This is a genomic window from Bradyrhizobium sp. MI1.3 (genome assembly GCF_055811695.1).
The window spans coordinates 1-5,573 of record NZ_JBVVPQ010000151.1 but is presented as its reverse complement, the minus strand read 5'-3'; the positions used below and the strand labels follow the sequence as shown (position 1 = coordinate 5,573).

General features: G+C 59.5%; 5 protein-coding genes. All 5 read left to right on the top strand.

The features are described from left to right. Nucleotides 1-227 (top strand): hypothetical protein (locus AC0L3A_RS39835; protein ID WP_473256482.1); only part of this gene is annotated, 227 nt, incomplete at its 5' end. Nucleotides 228-1,053: 826 nt separating this feature from the next. Further along, on the top strand, nucleotides 1,054-2,481 hold the full coding sequence (locus AC0L3A_RS39830) for an NEL-type E3 ubiquitin ligase domain-containing protein (RefSeq protein WP_473256481.1): 1,428 nt from the start codon (nucleotides 1,054-1,056) through the stop codon (nucleotides 2,479-2,481). A gap of 94 nt (nucleotides 2,482-2,575) precedes the next feature. Beyond that, a complete protein-coding gene (locus AC0L3A_RS39825) occupies nucleotides 2,576-3,265 on the top strand; it encodes a response regulator (RefSeq protein WP_473256480.1) in 690 nt (229 codons plus the stop codon). Between the two features lie 27 nt (nucleotides 3,266-3,292). Continuing rightward, entirely contained in the window at nucleotides 3,293-4,759 is a 1,467-nt protein-coding gene (locus AC0L3A_RS39820) for a type II and III secretion system protein family protein (protein WP_473256479.1), read from the top strand. Nucleotides 4,760-4,769: 10 nt separating this feature from the next. Further along, a complete protein-coding gene (locus AC0L3A_RS39815) occupies nucleotides 4,770-5,432 on the top strand; it encodes a CpaD family pilus assembly lipoprotein (RefSeq protein ID WP_473256478.1) in 663 nt (220 codons plus the stop codon). Nucleotides 5,433-5,573 lie beyond the last annotated feature (141 nt).

The window sequence follows — 5,573 nt, the reverse complement described above, 5'->3', positions numbered from 1 at the left end:
ACGAACAACGCCTCGATCTTCCGAAGCTTCTCGCGCAGCTGCGACTCGCTGTTCATTCTGATCCCGTTGCCCGCTCCGAACCGGGATCACACCATCACCGCGCCCCGGCGGCGTCAATCATCCCGACCGCGCTATCCAGAGCATTCCGCGCAAGTCAAGCCCGGGCTCCGGTGATCCTATCGATGCTCACGGTTGATCGTCGAACAATCCTGGCTGAATCAGCTTGATAACGTTATCGTTGGACACGGCATATCGCTCCTTCGGTGGAGAAGTGGAGGCGTCAAGCACCCCCACGATATGCCGCCTTTCCGATTCCCGCCGTCACCAACTTTCGGCGATAGCTCCGTTCAATCGCTTAGAGGCTTGTTCACGGACGACGCACTACTGCATCACGCTCGTCAGCTTATGGACAGCTAAGCTGTCCTACGGTGAGACCTCTCTGCTTGGACTGCCAGCTCCGAGCTTGATCTGCGGAGGAGAATGCGATGTGTCCTTCATAAAGGTCAACCGATCGGACGACTATGATCGGCTGCATCTGACCGCGAACGAATGGGCACCGTATTCGGCGGTCCTGGGTTGGCAAGCGCGTCCTGGAGCTCCTTTATCATTCCTGGGAAAGGAATCACCAGTAGCGATGGCTATCAAGGTCAAAAACCGCCGTTCAGGCGCCACTTCCTTCATATGTGTCCGTGAAGAGGATTTATGAATACAGAGCGGACCCAGCGAAGCGCTCAGAATGCTTCCGAAACTTCCGAACGAGGGCACCGGCAGGGTTGCCTGTGCGGTCTCGCTTTGGCCGCAGCACATTGGGTCGAAGCATTGCGTGCGGCCACCGCCCCCGCGTCGGCTCAAGGACAGCTGGAGAGCTGGGCCTCTGAGGCGGGGCAGAGCGAACAGGACTCTCGGCGAGAGGCAGTAACCCGAATAAGTACTTGGCGGGAAAACGCTAGTCCAGCCACAGCGCTGGATCTGGCATCTCTGAACCTAACCAATTTGCCCGTCCTGCCGCCAGAGACGCGGGCGCTCAGTATCAGCCACAATCGACTGAGTAGCTTGTCTATCGACCCTCAGGCCGACCTCCTCTGGCTCGACGCCAGCAACAATTTGCTGACCAGCCTGCCGGACGCTCTTCCGGCCGGACTTCGACATCTCAATATCAGCCGCAATAGGGTGAGCGGCCTGCCTGCCGCCTTCCCGCCTCAGCTCACTCTGCTCGACCTCGGGACGAATGGGTTGACCAGTCTACCCGATAGCCTGCCAGCAACGCTTCGGCAGCTTGACGCCAGCGGGAACCAATTGACGAGTCTGCCTGCCGCCTTCCCGCCTGGGCTCACGCGGCTCAACCTCAGCCACAATCAGTTGACCAGCCTGACCGATACTCTGCCAGGAACGCTTGAGGAGCTCGACCTCAGCAACAATCGGTTGACTAGCCTGCCCGAGACTTTGCCCACGCAGCTCGGCTCTGCCTGCCGCGTTCGGCTGGAAAATAATCCGCTTCCGGAGCGTGTCCGAACGAACTTGGCATCAACCTTGAGTAGCCCGGCCTATATCGGACCGCGGATCTTCTTCTCGACGGGTGGCGGGGTGGCGCAAGGTCGAGCTCGGCCTTTGCGCCAGGCGGTCGCGGCTTGGCTCCCCAACGACGCCAAGACAGCAGCGCTCTGGCGAGCCTTCGCGGAAGAGCCGGGTGCCAGAGAATACGGTCGCTTCCTCGACAGGCTACTGGACACGGTGAACTCTAGGGATCCCGGGTTCCGCTCGCGAGTGGCAGACGATCTGCGGCAGGCGGCGATCAGGCCGGGATTGCGCGCCCAGTACTTCCAATCGGCTGTCGGAGTAAGCGCGAGCTGCGAGGATCGCATCACTTTGGCTTGGAACGACATGCAGACCGCACGGCTGAACGCTGATGTGGAGGAGGGAGCCTTTGACGAGCGGCTCGACAAGCTCCTCGAACAAGGTCGCGTCATGTTCCGTTTGGACGTGCTGGACGGGATTGCTCGAGACAAGGTCCGCTCGCTCCACTCGCTCCGGTTCGTCGACGAGATCGAAGTCTATCTCGCATATCAAGTCAAACTGCGCGACCGGCTGGACCTGAAGCACATCGCCCCAGGCATGCGCTTCTTTGGCGTGGCCGAAGTCAACGAAAGTGACCTTGCCACCGCCGAGGCCGTCGTGCGAAGCAAGGAGGCTGCGGAGCTCGCCGACTATCTGGCAACGCGCTGGCAACCCTGGGATACGGTACTGCGCCGCATCGCACCCGAAGCTCATGCAGAGATGCAGGATCGGCTCATCAATGCGATGGGTGAGGAGTTCGACAGCCGATTGACGAAACGGCTCGCCGATGTTGATCTGAAAGGCGACGCCGACGCCGAGAGGCAGCTCGGAGCCGAGATCCGCGACGAGATCGCCCGCGAGATCAAGGGCGAACTGACGCGCAAAGTTCTCGGGATCCACGGCCTAACGCTCCGGCCGGGCGCGTGAGCGCAGGCCCGAGGACCGGGGCGGTCGGTCGGGGGCGGTCATGCTCGACCGTGACGTGGTGGGTGCTCGGCGTGACTTGATAGGAGGTGGTGGAATGCGAACGCTGCTCGTTGATCATGAGACGGACCCAGCGCGCGTTGTACAAGAGGCGCTCTCGGAGAGCGGTTTTGCTGTTGACGTAGTGTGCACCCTGGACGAGGCGGACGCAGCTTTTTGTTGCGCCAGCTATGGCATTATCTTGCTCGAGTTGGTTCTACCGGATGGGGACGGCTTGGATTGGCTGAAGCAGTTGAGACGTGACGGGCATTCGATGCCTGCCGTGATCATGAGCCACTTTAACGAGCTCGGTAGGCGGATAGCGGTGTTTGATGGGGGGGCGGACGACTTCCTGCCTAAGCCCGTATGTACTCATGAACTCATCGCACGGATGCGCGCTACTCTGCGCCGACCAACGCAAATGGCGGCCCCCGTCGTTGCCTTTGGCAATCTTCAATTCGATCCGATCGGACGGCAAGCGTCGGTTAACGGTCGACCACTGAAGATTGCGCGCCGCGAGGTATGCATTCTCGAACATCTGCTCAGCCGCGCTGGCTGCACCGTGGCTCGCGCGTCGTTGGAGAATAGCCTCTATGCTTTTGATGACGAGGTCTCGACCAATGCACTTGAGGTCGGAATCTATCGTTTGCGCTGTCATTTGCATCAGTCCGGTGCGACGCTACGGATCAAAACCGCGCGCGGAATCGGCTACCTTCTTGAACTGAAAGGCGCGGCATCGACCGCGTAGTTAATCGAACTTGAAAGAAAGACCATCTTGAGCATCATTGCTGATAAGCATGCCGGCGTCAATCGAGGATCGATCGCCGCCGACGGCCGTTCGTCCACGTTTCTTGCTTGGCTTTGGCATGTTCTGTGCGTGCTTGTCCTGCTATTCCCGGCTGCTGCCGCAGCTCAGATCAATCGGGATGATGAAGGTGGGCCGCAGCGTGCGGCTCCTGAGGGCGTTAGCAGAACGCTGACCCTCTCCTCTTCGCTCGGTAAGACGATTCATCTGCCAGCGCCAGCTACGAGCATCTTTGTCGCCGATCCTACGGTCGCGGATTATCAGGCACCTTCGAACAAGACCATCTTCGTTTTCGGCAAGAAGTCCGGACGGACCAGCTTGTTCGCCCTCAACGAGGGCGGCGAGACTCTCGCTGAACTGCGTATTATCGTCACGGAGCCGATCGAGGATCTGCGCGCCACGCTGAAAGCCCATGTCGGCGACTATCCCATCCGGGTCAGCTACACTCCGCGCGGGGCCATCCTTAGTGGTGCGGCACCCAATGCGGAGATCGTCGATACAGCGATGAGAGTGACTGAGCAGTTTCTTGGGTCTGGTGCGCTCGTCGTCAACAAGATTCAGGTGGCTGGGTCATTGCAGGTGAATCTGAGCGTGCGGGTGGCGGAGGTCTCCCGGAGCGCCATGAAGGAGCTCGGTGTCAATCTCTCCGCTTCCGGTCAAGCTGGCCCCTTCACTCTCGGCTTGGTCAGCGGCAGTGGTGGTGGCTACGGCGCGGCGCAAGGCGGCGGTACGGCAACGATGGGAGTCAACGCTGGCCATGTGAACGTCAGCGCTATACTCGATGCACTGGCTCACGAGCGCCTCGCTTCCGTACTTGCTGAACCGAACCTCACTGCAATGTCCGGCGAATCCGCCAGCTTTCTCGCCGGCGGCGAATTTCCCATTCCGGTGTTGCAGGACAATCGGCAGGTCTCTGTCGAGTTCCGTCACTTCGGCGTCAGTCTGGAGTTTGTGCCGACCGTTCTCAGTAACAATCAGATCAATATCCGCGTCAAGCCTGAAGTCAGCGATCTATCGTCACAAGGTGCTGTCAACATCAACGGCATCTCCGTGCCGGCTCTCTCCACCCGGCGTGCCAACACGGTGGTCGAGCTCGCCAGCGGCCAGAGCTTTGCAATTGGTGGGCTCATCCGGCGCAACTTCAGCACTGCGATCACGACGTTCCCGTGGCTCGGCGACGTTCCGATTCTTGGTGCGCTATTTCGCTCATCCTCATTTCAACAGGAAGAGACTGAACTCGTGATCATCGTCACGCCTTACGTCGTGCGGCCAAGAGGGAACTCGAATCAGATGAGTGCGCCGACCGACCGCATCGCGCCGCCCTCAGACCTCGCACGCAGTCTGACGAACACATTGGCAACGCGCCCGCCTGTTCGCAGTGCGCCCCCAACAAGCGTACCAGGCGCGAAAAGGGGCATCGGCCACATCATAGAATGAGGATCAACCAATGAGATTACGTTTAGTGCGCCCCCTGATCGGTCTGACGGCCAGTCTGGGTGGCTGCACAAGCAGCGCGCCGACTTACGTCGAGCCGACCGCGCAAGCGATCCTGGTTCAACAGGAGAAGAACGTCTTACTTTTACAGACCCTTCAAGGGCGCGAACGGCAGCGTCTGCGTTATTTCATAGCGAGTACCCGTCGCGGTCGGCATGAGGCGCTCCATCTTGATATCTTCGGCTCACGTCGACTCGCGCCGCAAATAGCAGCTGAGGCCCGCGCACTGGGCGTCGACGCTCACAACATCCGCCTGTACGGTCCATTCACCGATAGGCGCGATGGCTCTGCGGCGCGAATCGAGGCGATTACGTATGAGGCGCACCCTCCCGTTTGTCCGTCGATTGCGTTCGTTGGCCCTTCAGTGAACGACAATTCTTTCGATCCGGCGCTTGGCTGCTCGATCCGCAACAACTTGGCAACCATGGTCGACGATCCCCGCGATTTGATTGACAATCAGGCCCTTATACCCAGTGATGGCAATCGTGCGGCCGTTGCCGTTGCCACATACAAAGCCTTCGCGACAGGTAATAACAGCAAGTTGGGTATAGCTAACAACAAGCTGCCATCAGATCCCACGTCTACCGGCACCCAAACCGTGCAGCCGTCTCGATAGCGAAAACATCAGTCATTCGATGCGACGTCATTCACAAAAACGAACTAGCAGTCTGCTGAAGAACAGAGCTGGCCCCGCAAATTCGGACAGTAGCTTGAGTGGATTTTCTGCCTGACAGCGGCGAGGATTCTTGCCGCGAAT